An 18711-nucleotide genomic window follows, 5' to 3' on the forward strand; every position below is an offset into this window, starting at 1 on the left:
TCACACACTCTCTGCCGTGCTGACGACGAAACTGACGGTGGTGGCGGTGCTGCCGCCGAAATTGAGGGTGCCGAACGTCTTGGCTCCTTCGACCTGATAATCGCCTGCCGCACCGCTGACCTGCTTGGCCGCGTCGAGCAGCATGCGCACGCCGGAAGCCCCGACCGGATGGCCGCCGCCGATCAGCCCGCCACTGGGGTTGATCGGCAGCCGGCCGCCGATCTCGATCTCCCCGTTTTCGATGGCCTTCCATGACTCACCTGGGCCGGTCAGCCCGATGTGGTCGATGGCCAGGTACTCGCTGGGAGTGAAGCAGTCGTGCACCTCAAACCCGTCGAGTTGGTCGAGGGTCATGCGGGCGCGGGCCAACGCGTCGTGTACCGCGGCCCGCACGTGCGGAAGGACGTGGGGGTCATCGGCGGCCCGGTCCAGCTTCTGCCGCAGACCCAGCCCCACCGTTCGGTGCCCCCAGCCCTCGATGCGGCCGATCGGGCGGGCATCGGGATGGCCGCGCAGGTAGGCATCGCCGACTAGAACCAATCCCGCTGCGCCGTCGGTCATTTGGCTGCAGTCGAAGCGCCGCAACCGGCCCTCGGTGATGGGGTTGGTTGCCTCGTCGTCCGTGATGGGGTCGGGGACGGTCCACGCGCGCGTCTGGGCGTTGGGGTTGCGCCGCGCGTTGGCGAAGTTCAGCTGCGCGATGGCCCGCAGGTGTGCGTCGTCCAAGCCGTAGCGCCGGTCGTATTCATCGGCGACTTGAGCGAACATCGACGGCCACAGGTAACGCGCGTCGGCCCCCTCGTGACCCGTCCACGCGGCCGCGCCCAGGTGCCGGGCCGCGGTGTCGCCGGGCACCGTCTTCTCGAGCTCGACCCCGACCACCAGTGCCGTGTCGTAGGCGCCCGACCGCAGGTCGGCCATCGCGGCCAGCGTTGCGACGCTGCCGGACGCGCACGCCGCTTCGTGCCGGGAGGCGGGGGTGTCCCAGAGGTCGGCGCAGACGGTGGCCGGCATCGCGCCCAGGTGGCCCTGAGCGGCGAACATCTCGCCGAAGGCGTTCGCGACGTGGACCACTTGGATGTCGGCCGCGTTCACGCTGGCCGCGGCGAGCGTGCGCTCGACAACCTCCACGGTCAGGGCGGCGAAATCGCGGCCCTCCTTGGTGAGGTTGCGGGCGAAATCGGTTTGCCAACCGCCCAGGATCCACACACCCGACGAGCCATTCATACGCCGCACGGTACTCCTGGATGACCTCGTCGTTGAGGCGTATCGCGAGCGCCCTAATCGAAAAGCAGCCCCGAAATGGGGCGGCCCCGTCGGCTCTCGGGCTGAACCGACGGGACCTAGGCGTACGCGAAGGCCGGCCGACGCGTTCGCCTCTCATGGAACATTGCCCCGTACGGCGGCGAACAAACATGCGGCTTGCGTCTAAAGCCGTCGTGCGCGTTAAACGGCGCCTTCGACGAGCTCGGTGGGCTCGGGCCCGTCCGATCGACCTCCCGGAACGCGGACGTCGTCCAAGTCGATCGCCGCCAAGTCGATGCCCTTCGTCTCAGCAGCGGCGAGGACGGCCACGGCGCTCACCGCGGCGGTGGCCGCCAGGTACCAGGAGATGGGCACCGCGGACTTGTAGGTCTCGAGCAAGCGAACCGCGATGATGGGTGCAAGCGAACCGGCCACAATCGAGGTGACCTGGTAGCCCAGGGACACCCCCGAATATCGCATCCGGGTGGGGAACATTTCGACCATGTCCGCCGGCTGGATTGCGTACATGAGGCCGTGAATGACCAAGCCGAGGACGATCGCCGACAAGATGATCCCGTTGCGCCCGCTGTTCATCATCGGGAATGCGAAAAAACCCCACGTGCATGCGCTGATCGCGCCGATGAAATAGATTGGGCGCCTGCCGAACCGGTCGCTGAGGTGCCCGACCAGCGGAATGACCACGAAGTGGACGGCATGCGCGACCAGCAGCCACCAGAGGATGGTCTTGGTCTCGGCGTGCACGTGGACCTTCAAATAGGTGATGGAGAAGGTCACGACAAGGTAGTACATGGTGTTCTCGCCGAGCCGCATACCCATGGCGGTGAAAACGCCACGGGGATAACGCTTCAACACCTCGACGACACCGATCCGGGTGTGATTGATCAGCTCGGACCGTTGCTGCGCTTCATAGAAGATCGGTGCGTCTGTCACCTTGGTGCGGATGTAATAGCCGATCAGAACGACGATCGCGGAAAGCCAGAAGCCGACGCGCCAGCCCCAGCTCAGGAATGCCGGATCGGAGAGTGTCGAGGTAAGAACCAGTAGCACCACGGTGGCCAACATGTTCCCGCCGGGCACGCCGGCCTGCGGCCAGCTGGCCCAGAAGCCGCGACTGGAGTTCGGACTGTGCTCGGCAACCAGCACCACCGCCCCGCCCCACTCGCCGCCGACGGCGAAGCCCTGCAGGAATCGCAGCACCACCAGCAACGCGGGCGCCCAGTATCCGATCTGGGTGAAGGTGGGCAGACAGCCCATCGCGAAGGTGGAGACGCCGACCAGCAGCAGGCTGAGCTGCAGCAACTTCTTGCGGCCGTACCGGTCACCGAGTTGGCCGAAGACGAGGCCACCGAGCGGGCGGGCGGCAAAACCCACCGCGTAGGTCACGAAGGCGGCGAGGATTGCGTCGAGTTCGTTACCGCCACGGGGAAAGAACACCTTGCTGAAAACCAGGGTTGCCGCCGTGCCGTAGAGGAAGAATTCGTACCACTCCACCACCGTGCCGGCCATGGACGCGGCGACCACGCGGCGCAGATACGCCTGGCCTTGGGACAGGTTGGCGCGCAGGCCATCACGCACACTCATCGATCGCCCTCCTTGGCGGCCGCCCACCCGTGGCCGCCGCGCAGGCCGTGTGCCGAAACCGGGCATTCTCTGGGCGGCGATGAGTGTGCTGGCGGATCGGAGCGTACCTGGCCCGGGCCTGCGTTGCGACACGGTCACGGATGCGTACCTATCGCTGCATCACTAGTCACAACAGTCGCGCCACTCACTATCGTCACATGAGCCAACTGCGGACGTCAATGCGGTGTCCCGCCGCTCGAAAGGTGTTACATGTCGGCGATTCTTCGAAGTGTGTCGCTATCGATGGCGTCGGCGGCCGCTGTCGGACTCGTCTACGTGATCGGCCCAGCGCCGTCGGCCAACGCCACCCCGTGCGGCGCGCCGGAGGCGAACATCGACCCGCCCGCCGCGCAGCCGGCGATGCCCGCACCCCAGCCGGTCGTCCAACCGCCGACCGGGCGCAGGCCCACCCATACCAATGACCAGGCCCCGCTGCCCAAGCTGGGGCCGCTGATCTCCTCATTTCTCAAGCCGGCGATCCCACGACAGGCCGCGCCGATGAGACCGCAAGCGGAGGTGTTACCGCCCGGGCCGAATCCTCCCGTCCCCGGACTCCCGCAACCGCCGAACGCCGGTCAGCTGCAGCCCAACGGCGCAGCGGTCCCACCGCCGCAGCCACAGCCGGCGCCACCACCACCTCCCTCGATCGCGGGCGCGCCGACGTCGCTCGTCGACTGGGTGACCGGACCCGACGGCCCGAACAAGACGCTGCAGCGTTTCAGCATTTCCGGTACCGACCTCGGTATCGCTTGGGACAACGGCGATCCCATGAACCGCCAGGTCCTGATGGCGTTTGGCGACACCTTCGGCTACTGCAAAGTCAAGGGTCAACAATGGCGCTACAACACGCTGTTCCGCAGCTCGGACCGGGATCTGTCGCACGGAATCCACATCGCGGACGGCATCCCCAACGACCGGTACTCCGGTTCACCGGTGTGGGCGACGAACCTGTCCAAGCAGGTCGTCAACACCATCCACAAGGCAGCCCACGAGACCGGGATCATTCCGACCGCCGGCATCTCGATCGGCCGGACGCAGTACATGAGCTACATGTCCATCCGGCAGTGGGGCCGAGACGGCGAATGGAGCACGAACTACTCGGCGATCGCGCGGTCCAACGACAACGGCCAGAACTGGGGGATCTTTCCCACCTCGATCCGCACGGCCTCCGCGGACGCCATCCCGGGAGCCGGATTCACGCCCGGCAATGAGAACTTCCAAATGGGTGCCTTCATGAAAGGCAACGACGGTTACCTGTATCAGTTCGGGACCCCGTCGGGACGCGGTGGTGCGGCATTCCTGTCGCGGGTGCCGCCGGGTCAGTTGCCCGACGTGACCAAGTACCAGTACTGGAACGGCGACAACGGTGGCCGCTGGGTTCCCAACAACCCGGGCGCGGCTACGCCGATCTTCCCGGGCCCGGTGGGCGAGATGTCGGCCCAATACAACAACTACCTAAAGCAGTATCTGGTGCTCTACACCAACGGCGGCAGCAACGACGTGGTCGCACGCACCGCGCCGGCCCCGCAGGGACCGTGGAGCCCCGAGCAACCGCTCGTGTCGGCCTTCTCGATGCCCGGCGGCATCTATGCGCCGATGATCCACCCCTGGTCGTCGGGGCGGGACCTGTACTTCAACCTGTCGCTGTGGTCGGCATATGACGTGATGCTGATGCACACCGTCTTGCCCTAATCGTGATCGTGTCGCACCCCGAATAGTCAACAAAGCAGGCGCACCCTGAATGAAGTGGGGCTCTAGTGAGAGAGGAGATCGGCGATGATCACCTTCGAGAACCCGGCCACCTCGACCGCCAGTAAGCCACGGCGGCCAGACATCGAGGTGCGCATCGAGGGCGTGCGCCGAAGGGATGGCGCCGTCCGGTTGGGCATCTTGCTCGACGGACGGATGGCCACATAACCCAGCGCGTCGCCGGCCGCAACGGCCGGGGCAATATATATGCGTGAGTTGGGCCAAGCGTGAAGCAAAGGCGCTCGCGGACGCGACACTGACGGGCGATGCCCTACTTGCTGAACTCGAAGACTATATCCGCGTGCATAATCCGCTTCTGACGGACGTTCGGCTGGCGCGGGCAACCGCGACCGAGGAGTACGAAACGGGCGCCCAACCGCCTCGACGCTGGTACGACGTCACCTACCTGGCCGACGACGGCGAAGGTTACGGGATTACCCCTTGAGCGCTCTGATACCTCTGCTCGGCCACGCTCAACTCCCTCATCTAGGGAGCGTCAAGGATCAACCGAAGTAACTGTCAACCATCAACCGAAACACTGTCAGGCATCACCCGAAGACAAAATGTCAACCATCGGCCGACGTCATACACACCCGTGAGTGCCCCCGGCGGGATTCGAACCTGCGACACCGGCTTTATCAGCCAGCGTGTTTCGTTAGTTGCCGTTATTGGTTGGGCTGCAATGGTTTGGACGCTCTAGTGTTAGCAACGATTGCCGGTAGTTCGCGCCGATTCCCGATCGTAAACGGTGAATAAACGATGGGGCGGTTATCCCCTTGGTCAGCTGGCCCCCCGCCAGGCGCCGGGCTCGGATGCGCTCGGCGGTGGACGCCGGCGCCGCCGAGGGTGTGGGCGGGTGACGTTCGTGGCGTGCTGATGCGCACGAGCGATCGTGGAATCCCCCGCCACCGACCAATCGATGATGCCCGCCTCCTGGGCATCAGCCAGCAACCGTCCCAGCACCTGATCCCAAATACCCTCAGCACTCATCCGGCGATGCCAGGTCCGAATCGTCTGCCACGGCCCGAACACCTCGGGCACGTCCCGGCAGGCGATCCCGCACCGATACCGGTAAATGACGCCTCCACCAATTGCCGGGCATCCCGAAACGGCCCCGCGTGCCGGTCCGCACTGGCAACAAATCCTCGATCAACGCCCACCGAGCATCCGAAAGCAACTGAAAACGCGACATCCCTTAAGCCTCAGGCACAACACCCGAAACCTTTGTCAGCCACGCGCTATGTCCCAGATGCAGTGGACGCCGTCGATAGTTAACTCCCCCACAGCCCGTGCTTTTGCATTCGCCATGGCGTCATCGGCGTTGCCAGCGATTCCCCAGTGATAGTCTTCGGCGTCCTCCACCAGCGCCAAGCACGGCGTACCGGAGGCAATGACGTGACAGTTTGGCCCGCCCGTGTTTCTGCAGGCGGCTAAGGCCTGACCTTCCGCGGCGCCCTGGCTTGCTGGACCCCAGCTCCAGTGGGTGTGATCTTCACGATCGGAGGCCGCAACGGCCACCCATCCCGGATCGGAATGAGCCACCGGGGCGGCAACCATGGCTACGCCCACTAACAGTGCACCGACGCCTGCGTTCAATTTGTTGTTCATCGATACCCCTTCACGATGAGCGGATACCGTGAGCCTCCTGTCACAGCGACCTATCACGTAGAGTCCTTCGCCACCAACACGATGAGCCCATGGTCACTGAGCCGATAACCGTCGACCGCTGCTGGGGAGGCTCGGCCCTGCCTTGTCACGGTGTTCGCCACCTCGGATGACCGGAAGGCTCGGGTGGGGGATTGTCCTCGCGCTAACCCGCCATGACGATGTCGCTAATCGGAAACCGATTTAGTGGACATCGCGTCGAGCAGCGGCAGCAGTGTCTTTCAATTCCCGGAAGTTGGACCGATGTCGACCCGGTGACGGACTCGGTGATGGTGCTGGCCGCGACGGCGGAGTTGGGCCTCGAAGGGATCGTGTGCAAGCACCTTGATTCCGTATACACGCCGAGAGTGCGATCACGGGACTGGATCAAGACACCGCACCGTAAACGTGGCGACTTCATCGTCGGAGGATGGGTACCAGGCGTTGGCGTCAACTGGCAGACCGTCAGCGCGCTCCTCGTCGGCGCCTACACCTCACAAGGACGGCTGCAATTTTGCGGAGTGGTCGGAACCGGCCTCAGCGCCGCAGAGCGACGATGACTCATTAAGTGTCTACAGCCGTTACAGCGCATTACATCCCTATTCGCCGAAATGCCTTCGGAGATCGCCACTTATGCGCGGCGGGCCAATGCCGAAGTGGTCGGGGCCATTGAGTACCGAGACTCTGGCATCACATTGCGGCATCCGTCGTGCAAGGGACTGAGGGCCGATGTGGACAGCGCCTCAGTGGCCCTGCATCCGATCATCCAGGAGCGGTGAGGTGCTCCTTTGCGCGTTGAGACATTCCGTTATGCCGCAAAGGGGCATACCGAGCAGATCGACGTAGGCCGTTCGAGCCGCTGCTGATCCCGCGCCTCGCTGGCTAGCAGTCGCTCATGGGCCAACTGCTGGCCGAGGACCGCTTCGGCATGCTCGCGGCCCTGCCTGCCAGTGAGCCAGGTGAAGAACACGCCGCCGACGCCGACTGCAATCGACGCCACGGCTGCCGCCACCGGGGCGACCAACTCCCAGGCCATGGGCCGATTATCGCGGGTGTCGTTGGTAGATCAGGGTGCATCGGGAGGCGTGTCCGGCCGCGGACCGTAAGCAATGGGAAGAGACGTGTCCTAGCGGCACCGGGCCGTTCTTTGCCCTTAACGCGGCGGCAGGTTCAAGAGCTGCAACTGAGTCGCGCACTGTTCGCTCGGCACATTCTCGGGCCTGGTTGGCGCGGACCCAGGCTCGTTCTATGTCGTCCTTCGAGAGAGAAAGAGAGTGATCCATGTGCTGGCCCATACCCGCCTGTGGTCGTTCTGTGCCACGCTCGGCGTCCAGCTTATCGGTGGTCTGGGAGTCGAGTCCACGCCGATTCCGTGGCCAGGCACGCCGAAATATCCGCTGGCTGGCGCTGATGATCGCGAGAAACCATCGCACGATGATCGCACGATTGTCGCTCCTTTGTGGCCCGAAAACCGCCTCTGATCTGCGGATTCCCGCCTGTGCCCCCGGCAGGATTCGAACCTGCGACACCGGCTTTAGGAGAGCCGTGCTCTATCCCCTGAGCTACGAGGGCGGGCCGTCTGCGAACACCCGACCGCACCCCGAGTCGCATCCGTGCAGGCGTACATAAGGTGCGTCTAGCGTCCTGACGCCGTGAGTTTAGCGGGTCTGCTCATGGCGACCATTGCCATTCCACGCCTCGTCCGCGGTAGCGGTCGCTCAGCGCGGTTGGGTGTCAGCCGGCGAGAGTAGTCAAGAGCTAGCCGCCGGACTCGCCGGTTCGGTCAGTCCTCGTCTTCGATGACGTGCATGGCGGCTTCCTCGGCGGACGCCGCGCCGCCGTCGAGCCCGACGTCCGAAGCCACCAATTCATCCTCGTAGTCGCCGCCGAATCCCTCGTCCGGCGCGACAAGGCGGCCGGCTCGGGCGCGGCCCACCTCGCTCCACTGGGGGAATTCGAACTCGCGCTCGGATGCATCGGAGCGTTGCTGCTCGGCTTCGTCGAGCGGGACATTGATGCGAGCTGCCGGGTCGGGCTCTTCCTCCGCGAGCAGCTGATCCATGGTCTCACCCGGGCCGAATGCGCCTCGTCCGTAAGGCCGCTCGGGTGGCGAATACCCCTCGTCGAGGACGTCGTCCACACCCCGATCTATCAGGGTGTCCTCGGGCTGAAGCTGGTTGTCGTCCTCGACACTGTATTCGCCGGCTGCAGGGCCGGTCTCGTAGTGAGAAGTCACGATATGCCTGCCATGTGTCCGTCGTTCCTCCATACCTGTTCTGCTGCAATATAAGTCGTCTCATGGAGGGGTAGGGCCCGAAGTTTCTACCCGAAACGTCATCAGCTGAGCCGTTCGATCTCGTCGGCCGCATCCGTCAACGCTGCGGCGAGTTCGCGTGCGGCGATCCCGTCCAGCGCATCCAGGTGGCGGGCGTGCACGGCGATCCACCGTCGCGTCGAGCCGTCGACCTGCTGTCGACCGTAGATCTGAACGCGCGCCCGCCCGCCTCGGCGAGTGGTGCCCTCAAAGTCGCGAAACCAGTTCCTGTCGAGCTGCCAGTCGAAGGTGCGAACGGCACCGTCGGGGGGTGCGATGGCGTCGAACGGCATCCCGGCGGACACGTTCTTGGCCGCCCACTGGCGCGCCATTTCCAGCAGCGTCCGCGGTTCGTCGCGTTCGAGGCGCTCGAGCTGAGCGATCTGCGCGGCGGTGAGCTGATCGGCCACGTCGCGCCAGGTTTGGGCGGTGTCGTCAGATGTGGTCATGCTCTGCAGTCTGCGCGGCTGACCCGGTGCCGGCGAGAGTCGAAAGTCATGTCTTGAGTCAACTCCTGCGTCAATTGGCCTGGCAGCGGGCCGGCCCCTGCGGGCTCGGTTCCCCGCCAGCCGCCCTGTGTCGGCTTGCGGTTCAATGGTTTACCCGACTCGCAATGCCGTTCGCGTCGGACTGCACCGCGGGACGCCCCGAATCACGCCACGCGGCAACCGATGTCCTCAAACGACGGCCCACGACGGCCCAAGACGCGGAGAATGGCAACCGGGATCGTGACTCCGGGAAGGGAGGAAGCAATGGCCGCAGACCCACAATGCGCCCGCTGCAAACAAACCATCGGACCGGGATGGCTCTACCTGACTGCGCATCGCCGCGGCCAAGCCGCGCCGGCCGATGACGACGCGGTACTCATCCATCTACCCGACGAGTGCCCGCGGGCCGGGGAGCACGTGCCGCCGAGCTAGACAAGTGGTCGATGAACCACTCGCGGGCCAGCACCGCGACCCGCTCGAGCGTCCCGGGTTCTTCGAAGAGATGGGTGGCGCCCGGCACGACGGTGAGCTCACAGTTGCCCGGGATGGCAGCCCGCGCTTGCCGATTCAATTCCAGCACCACGTCGTCGTTGCCGCCCACTATCAGCAGCGTCGGCGCGTGAACCCTGGCCAAGAACGGGCCCGCAAGGTCCGGCCGCCCGCCCCGGGACACCACCGCCGCGACATTTACGCGGGGGTCGGTGGCGGCGACCAGGGCGGCGCCCGCGCCGGTGCTGGCGCCGAAGTAGCCGACCCGCAGCGCGGCGGTGTCCGGTTGCCGGCTGAGCCAGCCGGTGACGTCGACCAGCCGTCGCGCCAACAGCTCGATGTCGAACACGTTGGCGCGGTTTCGTTCCTCCGCCGGGGTGAGTAGGTCAAACAGCAGCGTGGCGAGACCCGCGTCGTTCAGCACGTCGGCCACGTAACGGTTGCGGGGGCTGTGCCGGCTGCTCCCACTACCGTGCGCGAACAGCACCACCCCGACCGGATGCTCGGGGATCGTCAGATGGCCGGCCACCGACACCGAACCGACGTTTACCCGCACTTCCTCGTCGCGCAACGGTGGGTCGGCCGAGGCGGCGTCGCCGACCGGCCCCCGAGAACCGTCGCGGGCGCGATCCAGGAGCGCGACCACCTCGTCGTCAGAAGTCTGGGTGAAGTTGCGGTAGCCCTGGCCGACGGCGAAGAAGAACTCCGGGGTGTGCAGGCAGACCACCTCGTCGGCGTATCCGGCGAATCGTGCGAACACATCACTTCCGCCGATCGGAACCGCCAACACAACCCTGCTCGCGCCCTCGGCGCGGGCCACCTGGCACGCGGCCTTGGCCGTCGCGCCGGTCGCGACGCCGTCGTCGACGATCACGGCGGTCCGTCCCGCCAACGGGATCCGCTGATGCCCACTGCGGAACCTGTCCGAGCGACGAGCCATCTCGGTCCGCTGCTTGGCCTCGACGGCGGCAATCTCGTCCGCGGATAAGCGGGCTTCACGCACCACGGCGTCGTTGATCACCCGCACCCCGCCCTCACCGATCGCGCCGAAGGCCAGCTCGGGCTGGAACGGCACCCCGAGCTTGCGCACCACCAACACATCGAGCGGCGCCTGCAGGGCGTTGGCGACCTCGAAGGCCACCGGCACACCGCCGCGCGGAAGGCCCAGCACCACAACGTCTTGACCGCGCAAGGATCCCAAGCTCTCGGCCAGATGTCGGCCGGCGTCACCGCGGTCGTCGAACAGCCTCGAATCGCCACGCAGCGACGCCAGCCGTTGTGCCAGCGGCCGCCCGCAATCGCCACCGCGATGCCTTTGCGTCATCTTCCGAGTGTGTCGCGACCCTATTGCGCACCGAAGGGTCGTAAGGCCACTCCCGCGGGGACCAACGCCTCCTGGCCGTCGATTTCCGGCCGCCTAGCGTCGGCGCTGTGGCGACGGATCGCTCACCGGGCTCCTCGCGTGGCTCCGGTGTGGTGACGGTGTTATTGGGCGGCGACGTCATGCTCGGGCGAGGCGTCGATCAGATCCTGCCCCATCCGGGCGATCCGGAATTGCGTGAGGAGTATCTGCGCGATGCCGGGGGATATGTCCGGTTGGCCGAGCGGGCGAATGGGCCGATTTCGCGACCAGTGGACTCCCGTTGGCCCTGGGGCGAGGTGCTGACGCTCCTCGATGAGGCCGCCCCTGACGTTCGGCTGATCAACCTCGAGACGACGATCACTGCCCGCGGTGAATTCGCCCACGGCAAAGCGGTGTGTTATCGAATGCACCCGGACAACCTGCCCGCGCTGGCGGCGGTGCGGCCGGACGTCTGCGCATTGGCCAACAACCACATCCTCGACTTCGGTCACCACGGGCTGGCCGACACCGTGACGGCTCTGACCGGTGCGGGAATCCGGGGCGTCGGAGCCGGCGCCGACCTGCTTGCCGCACGCAAGCCGGCGGTGGTCGACGTTCGCGACGGAAACCGGGTAACGGTGGGCTCGGTGGCGATGCCGTCGGCCGGCGTTCCTGCGTCTTGGGCGGCGCGCCACGATCGGCCCGGCGTACGACTGATCCGGGATTCATCGGTGCGCGGCGCCGCCGACGAGGTGGCCGCGGACGTCCTGGCACACAAACGAGACGGCCAGGTCGCGATCGTTTCGGTGCATTGGGGATCCAACTGGGGTTATGCCATTGCGCAAAGTGACGTCGGATTCGCGCACCGGCTGATCGATGCCGGCGTCGACGTCGTGCACGGTCACTCCTCGCACCACCCCAGGCCGATCGAGATCTACCGCGGCAAACCCATCCTCTACGGCTGCGGCGATGTCATCGACGACTACGAAGGCATCGGTGGGCACGAGTCATTCCGCAGCGACCTCAGACTCCTGTACCTGACCGAAACGGATCCCGCTGCCGGAGAACTGGTCTCGTTGCGGATGATTCCGCTGCGCGTGCGCCGGATGCGGCTCGAGCGTGCGGCACGCAACGAGGCCGAATGGCTCCGCGGCACGATCGAGCACGTCAGCCGCCGCTTCGGGTTACGGGTCGTGACGGGGGCCGACGATCTTCTGGAGATCGAGTTGACCGGCAACCGCTAACCATTCAACGCAGCTCCGCGATCACCCTCGAAAAGTTGTCGATGTTGTTGTCCTGCACCGTGAAGGATGACACCCCGTACTTTTCCCGATAAGCGGACAACGTATCGGCGATCTCGCGGGGCGAACCGCTGAGCACCGACGGCATGGAGAGAATCTCCTCATCGGAAAGCCCCGGGGAGTAGGTGCGCGTCAGCTTGAGGTCGGGCTCGGTTTCGCCGTCCCGCGGCATCGCCGTGATCGCCAGGTTCAGCTCGAGTGAATCGAACCGGTCTCCCGCGGCGTTGCGGACGAATTCGACGCGTTCGGCGAACGGGTCATCGACGGCGCGCACCTTGGCGCCGGTCAGCCCGACGATGTCGGCGTTGCGCGCCGCGATGGTCAGCACCCGGTCACCATTGCCGGCGATGATGAGTGGCGTCGACGGGTGGTGCTCCTTCAAGTACTTCGTCATGTGTTCGAGGTAGTCGACCCGCGCGCCGGCACTGGGATACGGGATTTCCGCGGCTTCGAACTCTTCGCGGACGTAGCCGGTGCCGAGCCCGATCTCTAGGCGGTGGTCGCTGAGCAGATCCAGGGCCTGCATATCCCTGCTGAGCAGAGCCGGCTTATAGAACGCGGAATTGAGCACATACATGCTCAGCCGAAGCTTCGTGGTGACCATGGCCACCGCGGTCAGCGTCGGAAAGGGCGCTGCGGCACCCAAATGGTCTGGCACACAAAGAATGTCGAAGCCTGCGTCTTCAGCCCGCTTGGCCTTATCGAGCAGTGCCTCGCGCGACTTGAAGAACCGCATGCTCATCCCGAAACGAAAATCCCTGGCCACCAACAACTCCGTTCAACCGAAGGACAATTACCAACAACGCGCCGCTTCCGCCAGTCCCTGGATCAGCGCCTTGGTGACCGGCGACAGGCCGTCGTCGCCGGGCAGCGGGCTGCGCGGGCTCAGACCCCGCACGCGAGGCGACAGCTCCAGCTGGGTCCCGCCCTCGCGCACCCGATTCACCGGATTGCCCGGATGCAAACCCCGCAACTCCGGCGGGATGTTGTCGAGGTCGGTGACCACCCGGTAGCCGGTCAGCTGAATGTGCCGGGCCAGATGCGCGGCCAGGGCGCGGTTGCGGCCGCCGGCCAGCAGCTGCGTACTGCGCCCCATGCGGCCGTAGCCGTGCAGCGACACCGCAACGTCGACATGGTCGAGGAACTCGGCGAGCCGCCGCGACTCGGCCGGGTCGAACATCGCCGACGGTAGATGGTGCGGGTAGTGGTCGGGATGCCGCAACACGTACACGGATGCGTCGACGGCGGCGGCGGCGCGCTCGGCGATCACGTCGGTCATTTCTTCCAGGCCGCCGCCGTGAATGGCGAGAAAGCCGAAACGCGAACGCAATCGGCTCGCCTCGATCACTCCAGGCTCGCTCAACAACGCTGAAAGCGATTGCGGCGCAGGCCCGGACGTCGACACCGACGCCCGGCGGGGCCAGCGCGAGGGATCCCAGCGCCGCAAGAAGTCGATCCAGCGTTGCGGCAGCCCGTGCTGCACGGCGCCGTCGATGATCTTGGGCAGGTAGCCCGGTCGGGGCGCACCCGGTGTCACCCGATGGTCGATGTAGACCCACGCCGGCGACGGCCCGGCGTCGGTGTGCACGGTCAGCCGGTCGCGCCGGTAGCGCACCGGCACACCCTCCGCGCTGTCCAGGGTCGCCAGGTCACCATCGGAAATCTGCCAGACCACGCCGTGTACCTGATTCCCGGCACACGGCTCGACCGTGGCCACCCCGCGCTGGTTGATCAACCAGTCGTGATCGGACAGGACCGCCGGCCGTGGATCGGCGGCATCGGGACACCGCAGCGCCATCTGCCTGACGCACAGGTTCGACCCATATGCGAAGTAGGCATGCCGGCGGGCCGGCATTCAGCCGGTCACCGTCAGCCAGATAAGCACCACGTTAAGCAGACTAATCATCACGCCGACGGCCCAGCCGACAACCGTCGTGACGGGATGATTGGTGTCGCTGCCCATCAGGTCCCGGTCGCTGGTCAGCTTTACGAGCGGAAGGACCGCAAACGGTATCCCGAACGACAGCACGACCTGAGAGAGCACCAGCGCCCGGGTGGGGTCGAATCCGACCGCGAGGATCACCAGGGCGGGACACACGGTGACCAAACGGCGCACCAGCATCGGGATCCTGCGGTGCAGCAACCCCTGCATGATCATCGCGCCGGCGTAGGCGCCCACCGACGACGATGCCAGCCCGGAGGCCAGCAACCCGATCGCGAACAGCACCGCGATGGCCGCGCCCAGCGTGTGGTGAATCGCGGAGTAGGCGCCCTCGATGGACGCGTTGATGTTGCGGTGCTGCAGGTTGATCGCGGCGACCAGCAGCATCGCGGCGTTCACAGTTCCCGCGACGGCCATCGCCAGGACCACATCCAGCCGGGTGACCCGCAGCAGCAGGCGTCGCGCGGCGCCCTCAGCCGGATGGCCGTGTCGGTCGAGGACCAGCCCGGAATGCATGTACACGGCGTGCGGCATCACGGTGGCGCCCAGGATGGCGGCGGCAAGCAGCACGCTTTCGGTGCCCTGGAAGCGCGGCAGCAGCCCGCCCAGCACGGCCCCCGGCGGCGGCGTCTTCACGAAGAAGCTGGCCGCGAAGCCTATGGCGATGACGAGCAGCAGTCCGGTGATGACGCGCTCGAAGATGATCTGGCCGCGCCGGTCCTGGATCGCCAGCAGCAGCAGGGACACCATCCCGGTGATGACGCCGCCGACCAGCAGCGGCAAATCGAACAGGATCCGCAACGCTATTGCCCCGCCGACGATTTCGGCCATATCGGTTGCGATCGCCACCAGTTCGGCCTGGACCCAGTAGACCAGCCGGACGGGCCGACTCATTCGCTTGCCGATGGCCGCGGGTAACGAGCGTCCGGTGACCAGTCCGAGCTTGGCCGACAGATACTGCACCAGACCGGCCAGCGCGTTGGCCACCACGATGACCCACAGCAGCAGGTAGCCGAACTTCGCGCCGGAGCTGACGTTCGCGGCGACGTTGCCCGGATCGACATAGGCGATCGCGGCGACGAAAGCAGGCCCGAGCAGATACCAACTGCTTTTCAGCGAGTCCTGGCTGCTCTGCGTCAACGTGGCGCCCTTCGATTCACACGACCGAATAAGAAAGTGAGGTTAGCCGAAGACTCGCGGGGGACCCGGAGGCCACCCCACCATTCGGTGGTCAATGGCGCCGGCGCTTCATGCCGCGCCCGCTGCTCAGTCCGGCAGGTAAAGGCCCTTGCCGGTGATCAGGGGCAGGTCCAGCGTCGTCACTATCCCCGGCGGGGCAGCCACCACCGCGGGGATCGCGTTGACCACCCGCATCGCGGTGGCGACCAGCCCGGCGTGGTTGTGGTCGCCCTTGCGGCTGCTCAGGCAGACATCCATCGCGTAGGAAGGTTCTCCGGTGATCTCGATGCGGTAGGACCCGCCGTGCTGGGCGGGCTGCGGCCAGTCCGGGCACAGGTCCTCGCGCAGCCGGGTGACGTGCTCGAGAACGACGACGGGGTCGCCGTTGACCATGCCGAACACCTCGAACCGCAGCGCGGCGGCGGTGCCCTTGGGGATGTGCCCGGACGCAATGTCGAAGTCCTCCGGCGCCGGCACGCGCACGTACTCCTGCGCGACCGAGTCGAGCGAAACGCCCAGGCCGGCCGCCAGTTGCCGGACCACCGATCCCCACGCCAGGCTGAGCACGCCGGGCTGCAGCAGCATGGGGATGTCATCGAGCGGCTTGCCGAAGCCCATGACGTCGAACATGACCGCGGCGCTGTCATAGGTGGCGTAGTCGACGATCTCCATACAGCGAATCTGCTGGATGTTCTGACAGGTGCCGGCCAGCGCCAGCGGCAGCAGGTCGTTGGCGAAGCCGGGATCGATCCCGTTGACATACACGCTCGAATTCCCTTCGCGCGCAGCGTCTTCGATGGGCTTGATGAGCTCTTCGGGAATCACCTGCCACGGGTACTGCAAGAAGACCGGGCCGCTCCCGACCACATTGATCCCGGCGGCCAGGACGCGCCGGTAGTCCTCCAGCGCCTCGGGCAATCGGTTGTCGGCGAGCGCGTTGTAGACGGCGCACTGCGGTCCGGTGTCGAGCACAGCGTCCAGGTCGGTGCTGGCCAGCACGCCGGTCGGATCGGAAAGTCCGGCCAGCTCCGCCGCGTCCTTGCCGGCTTTGGCATCCGAGGACACCCAGACGCCCCTGAGCTCGAACTCGGAGTTGATGATGAGCGCTCGCAGCGCGTGGACGCCGACATTGCCGGTGCCCAATTGAACGACGGGTATTCCCATGACGGCTCCTTAGCGGTCGGGGGTCACAGATCCGGGACTGGGATGTCGAGATTGGGGTAGGTGAGGCCGCCGTCGACCTCCAGCGTCTTACCGGTCAGGAAGCTGCCCGCCGGAGAAGCCAAATAGACTGCGGCGGCGGCGATGTCGACGGGATCACCGAGGCGGCGCATGGGGGTGGCCTGCTCCATCGGCGCGCGCAGCTCGTCGTTGGACGCGACCACGTCCAGCGCGGAGGTGAGGATCGATCCCGGTGCGATCGCGTTGACCCGGATGCGCGGGCACAGGTCCAGGGCGGTCAACCGGGTGTAGTGGGACAGCGCCGCCTTGGCGGTGCCGTAAGCGGCGAAGCCGCGTCCGGCCAGCCGGCCCATGGTGGAGGTGATGTTGATGACGATGCCGCCCCCGGAGTGCTCGAGCATGAGGGGCACCGCCGCGACGGTCAGCGCGTGGGCGGTGGCGACGTTGAAGGTGAAGGCATCCTTGAGGTCCTTGGTCGAGGTGGTCAGCAGCGTGTTGGGCATGGTGCCGCCGACGTTGTTGACGACGATGTCTAGTTTCCCGAAGGCCTCGACGGCCTGGCCGGCCAGCTGCGCGGTCACCTCGGGGTGGGCCAGGTCGGCGGCGACGATGTGCGCCCGCCGACCGGCGGCACGGACCTGTTCGGCGACGCCTTCTAGTTGCGATTCGGTCCGCGAGGCGATCAGGACATCGGCGCCGGCCTCGGCGAAAGCCAGCGCGATGGCCGCCCCGAGGCCGCGGCCGGCACCGGTGATGACGGCGACTTTGTCGTCGAGACGAAATCTGTCAAGGATCATTGCGGCCTCTCTTCGCCCAAGTTGTCAGCCGACACGGTAGCAAGCCCCGCCGTCTCGGATGCGGCATTTCTGGAACAGGTTCTACTTTTGCATATGGAGGGAGCGATGTAACGCCCCGCGCCCACTCCCGGTTCACCGCCGGAACCGGCCGGCCTCGCCGCGTTTCGCGTCCACTGCGAGAACATCCGCCCGGCGCTAGCCTTAGTGCTGACCGTTTGGTCGGCGCGCAGCGGCTATTGAATGGTGGCGATGATGCTCGACCTTTCCCGATGGGAATCGTATTGGGGCTGAATCGATTTCGCGCCGCAATAGGTGTGCTGACCGTTGCCGTCCTGGCGCTGCCGGGTTGCGGAACCAACGAAAACGGGGCGGGGGCGAATGCGGGGCCGGGCACGTCTTCCGGCAAGCTGAGCTGTGGCGGGAAGAAGTCGCTGAAGGCCAGCGGGTCGACCGCCCAGGCCAATGCGATGACCCGATTCGTCAGGGCGTTCGAACAGGCCTGTCCCGGCCAAACGCTGAACTACACGCCCAACGGCTCCGGCGCGGGGATTGGCGAATTCACGGCGAATCAAACGGATTTCACCGGGTCGGACTCGCCGCTGGCTCCCATCGAATACTTCGCGGCGCGGCAACGCTGCGGTTCGCCGGCGTGGAATTTGCCGGTGGTGTTCGGGCCGATCGCGATCACCTACAACGTCACGGGTGTGACTTCGCTGAATCTGGACGGCCCGACGGCCGCCAAGATATTCAAGGGCGCCATCACGGCCTGGAACGATCCCGCCATTGCCGCGCTTAACCCGGGCATCGCGTTGCCCACCGAGCCGATTCGGGTGATCTTTCGCAACGACCAGTCCGGTACGACAGACAATTTCCAGAAATACCTGGACTCCGCCGCCAACGGCGCCTGGGACAAGGGCATCGGAAAGACATTCAACGGCGGTGTCGGCGAGGGGGCCAAGGGCAATGACGGCACGTCAGCGGCGGTCAGGGCCACCGAGGGGGCGATCTCCTACAACGAGTGGGCGTTCGCCCAGGCGCAACAACTCAACATGGCCAAGATCGTCACGTCGGCCGGCCCGGACGCCGTGGCGATCAGCGGCGCCTCGGTCGGCAAGACGATCGCCGGTGCTGACTTCACCGAGGAGGGCAACGACTTGGTCGTCGACACATTCTCCTTCTACAAGCCGACCCGGCCGGGCTCCTACCCGATCGTGCTCGCAACCTATGAGATCGTCTGCTCGAAGTATCCGGATCCCCAGGTCGCGGCTGCCGTGAAGGCTTTCCTGCAGAGCGCCGTGGGCGCGGGACAGAACGGCTTGGCGGACAACGGCTACATCCCCGTTCCGGAGTCCTTCAAGTCCCGGTTGTCGGCAGCGATCGACGCCATTTCGTGAGCTC

At 66.0% G+C, this 18711-nt stretch carries 20 protein-coding genes and 1 tRNA gene; 7 read left to right on the forward strand and 14 right to left on the reverse strand.

Annotated elements, in window-relative coordinates:
• Positions 1-1227: an acetyl-CoA acetyltransferase gene (locus A5678_RS23940; RefSeq protein ID WP_068047878.1), complete on the reverse strand. Its 1227-nt coding sequence runs from the start codon at positions 1225-1227 to the stop codon at positions 1-3.
• Between the two features lie 219 nt (positions 1228-1446).
• Positions 1447-2847, reverse strand: coding sequence for an MFS transporter (locus tag A5678_RS23945; protein WP_068047881.1), 1401 nt, complete (start codon positions 2845-2847; stop codon positions 1447-1449).
• Positions 2848-3096: 249 nt separating this feature from the next.
• On the opposite strand from A5678_RS23945, the gene A5678_RS23950 reads away from it, so the two are divergent.
• The 3 genes from A5678_RS23950 to A5678_RS23955 all read left to right on the forward strand — a co-directional run bounded on the left by A5678_RS23950 (position 3097) and on the right by A5678_RS23955 (position 5080).
• The gene (locus A5678_RS23950; RefSeq protein ID WP_068047884.1) at positions 3097-4578 is read left to right on the forward strand and encodes a DUF4185 domain-containing protein; all 1482 of its coding nucleotides are present in this window, start codon (positions 3097-3099) and stop codon (positions 4576-4578) included.
• Positions 4579-4662: 84 nt separating this feature from the next.
• Positions 4663-4803 (forward strand): hypothetical protein, encoded by a 141-nt coding sequence (locus A5678_RS27350; RefSeq protein ID WP_156747058.1) that lies wholly within the window; start codon positions 4663-4665, stop codon positions 4801-4803.
• Positions 4804-4846: 43 nt separating this feature from the next.
• Complete coding sequence (locus A5678_RS23955; RefSeq protein ID WP_068047887.1) at positions 4847-5080, forward strand: hypothetical protein; 234 nt, start codon at positions 4847-4849, stop codon at positions 5078-5080.
• Positions 5081-5415: 335 nt separating this feature from the next.
• Here A5678_RS23955 and A5678_RS28095 read toward each other — a convergent pair whose 3' ends face one another.
• Both A5678_RS28095 and A5678_RS26805 read right to left on the reverse strand, forming a co-directional pair.
• Positions 5416-5778: a transposase gene (locus tag A5678_RS28095; RefSeq protein ID WP_156747059.1), complete on the reverse strand. Its 363-nt coding sequence runs from the start codon at positions 5776-5778 to the stop codon at positions 5416-5418.
• Between the two features lie 84 nt (positions 5779-5862).
• A complete protein-coding gene (locus A5678_RS26805) occupies positions 5863-6243 on the reverse strand; it encodes a DUF4189 domain-containing protein (protein WP_082945718.1) in 381 nt (126 codons plus the stop codon).
• A 212-nt stretch (positions 6244-6455) separates the two neighbouring features.
• Between A5678_RS26805 and A5678_RS23960 the strand changes: the two genes are divergently transcribed.
• A complete protein-coding gene (locus A5678_RS23960) occupies positions 6456-6839 on the forward strand; it encodes a hypothetical protein (RefSeq protein ID WP_156747060.1) in 384 nt (127 codons plus the stop codon).
• A 248-nt stretch (positions 6840-7087) separates the two neighbouring features.
• Here the strand turns inward: A5678_RS23960 and A5678_RS23965 are convergent, their stop codons facing one another.
• Positions 7088-7315 carry a hypothetical protein gene (locus tag A5678_RS23965; protein ID WP_068047893.1) on the reverse strand — a complete coding sequence of 76 codons (228 nt, stop codon included), beginning with the start codon at positions 7313-7315 and terminating at the stop codon, positions 7088-7090.
• 238 nt (positions 7316-7553) lie between these two features.
• On the opposite strand from A5678_RS23965, the gene A5678_RS27355 reads away from it, so the two are divergent.
• Positions 7554-7760, forward strand: coding sequence for a hypothetical protein (locus tag A5678_RS27355; RefSeq protein ID WP_156747061.1), 207 nt, complete (start codon positions 7554-7556; stop codon positions 7758-7760).
• A gap of 18 nt (positions 7761-7778) precedes the next feature.
• Here the strand turns inward: A5678_RS27355 and A5678_RS23970 are convergent.
• From A5678_RS23970 to A5678_RS23985, 4 genes are all read right to left on the reverse strand, one after another.
• Positions 7779-7851, reverse strand: a tRNA-Arg gene (locus tag A5678_RS23970).
• Positions 7852-8062: 211 nt separating this feature from the next.
• Positions 8063-8515 carry a DUF5709 domain-containing protein gene (locus A5678_RS23975; protein ID WP_068047896.1) on the reverse strand — a complete coding sequence of 151 codons (453 nt, stop codon included), beginning with the start codon at positions 8513-8515 and terminating at the stop codon, positions 8063-8065.
• A 101-nt stretch (positions 8516-8616) separates the two neighbouring features.
• On the reverse strand, positions 8617-9042 hold the full coding sequence (locus A5678_RS23980; protein ID WP_068047899.1) for a hypothetical protein: 426 nt from the start codon (positions 9040-9042) through the stop codon (positions 8617-8619).
• A 415-nt stretch (positions 9043-9457) separates the two neighbouring features.
• Complete coding sequence (locus tag A5678_RS23985) at positions 9458-10894, reverse strand: phosphoribosyltransferase family protein (RefSeq protein ID WP_082945719.1); 1437 nt, start codon at positions 10892-10894, stop codon at positions 9458-9460.
• A gap of 149 nt (positions 10895-11043) precedes the next feature.
• Between A5678_RS23985 and A5678_RS23990 the strand changes: the two genes are divergently transcribed.
• Positions 11044-12156 carry a CapA family protein gene (locus A5678_RS23990; RefSeq protein WP_156747064.1) on the forward strand — a complete coding sequence of 371 codons (1113 nt, stop codon included), beginning with the start codon at positions 11044-11046 and terminating at the stop codon, positions 12154-12156.
• A 4-nt stretch (positions 12157-12160) separates the two neighbouring features.
• Here A5678_RS23990 and A5678_RS23995 read toward each other — a convergent pair whose 3' ends face one another.
• From A5678_RS23995 to A5678_RS24015, 5 genes are all read right to left on the reverse strand, one after another.
• Entirely contained in the window at positions 12161-12985 is an 825-nt protein-coding gene (locus A5678_RS23995; protein ID WP_082945720.1) for an LLM class F420-dependent oxidoreductase, read from the reverse strand.
• A 21-nt stretch (positions 12986-13006) separates the two neighbouring features.
• The gene (locus tag A5678_RS24000) at positions 13007-14068 is read right to left on the reverse strand and encodes a poly-gamma-glutamate hydrolase family protein (protein WP_068047908.1); all 1062 of its coding nucleotides are present in this window, start codon (positions 14066-14068) and stop codon (positions 13007-13009) included.
• Positions 14069-15295, reverse strand: a complete 1227-nt coding sequence (locus A5678_RS24005; protein WP_068047911.1) for an Nramp family divalent metal transporter — start codon at positions 15293-15295, stop codon at positions 14069-14071. It abuts the gene before it with no gap.
• Between the two features lie 126 nt (positions 15296-15421).
• Positions 15422-16498: a diacylglycerol kinase gene (locus A5678_RS24010; RefSeq protein WP_068047915.1), complete on the reverse strand. Its 1077-nt coding sequence runs from the start codon at positions 16496-16498 to the stop codon at positions 15422-15424.
• 23 nt (positions 16499-16521) lie between these two features.
• Positions 16522-17313 (reverse strand): SDR family oxidoreductase, encoded by a 792-nt coding sequence (locus A5678_RS24015; RefSeq protein ID WP_068047918.1) that lies wholly within the window; start codon positions 17311-17313, stop codon positions 16522-16524.
• Positions 17314-17594: 281 nt separating this feature from the next.
• Here A5678_RS24015 and pstS point away from each other — a divergent pair, with 281 nt between their 5' ends.
• On the forward strand, positions 17595-18707 hold the full coding sequence (pstS, locus tag A5678_RS24020) for a phosphate ABC transporter substrate-binding protein PstS (protein WP_068048012.1): 1113 nt from the start codon (positions 17595-17597) through the stop codon (positions 18705-18707).
• Positions 18708-18711 lie beyond the last annotated feature (4 nt).

Source organism: Mycobacterium sp. E2733 (assembly GCF_001667585.1).
Lineage (GTDB): Bacteria > Actinomycetota > Actinomycetes > Mycobacteriales > Mycobacteriaceae > Mycobacterium.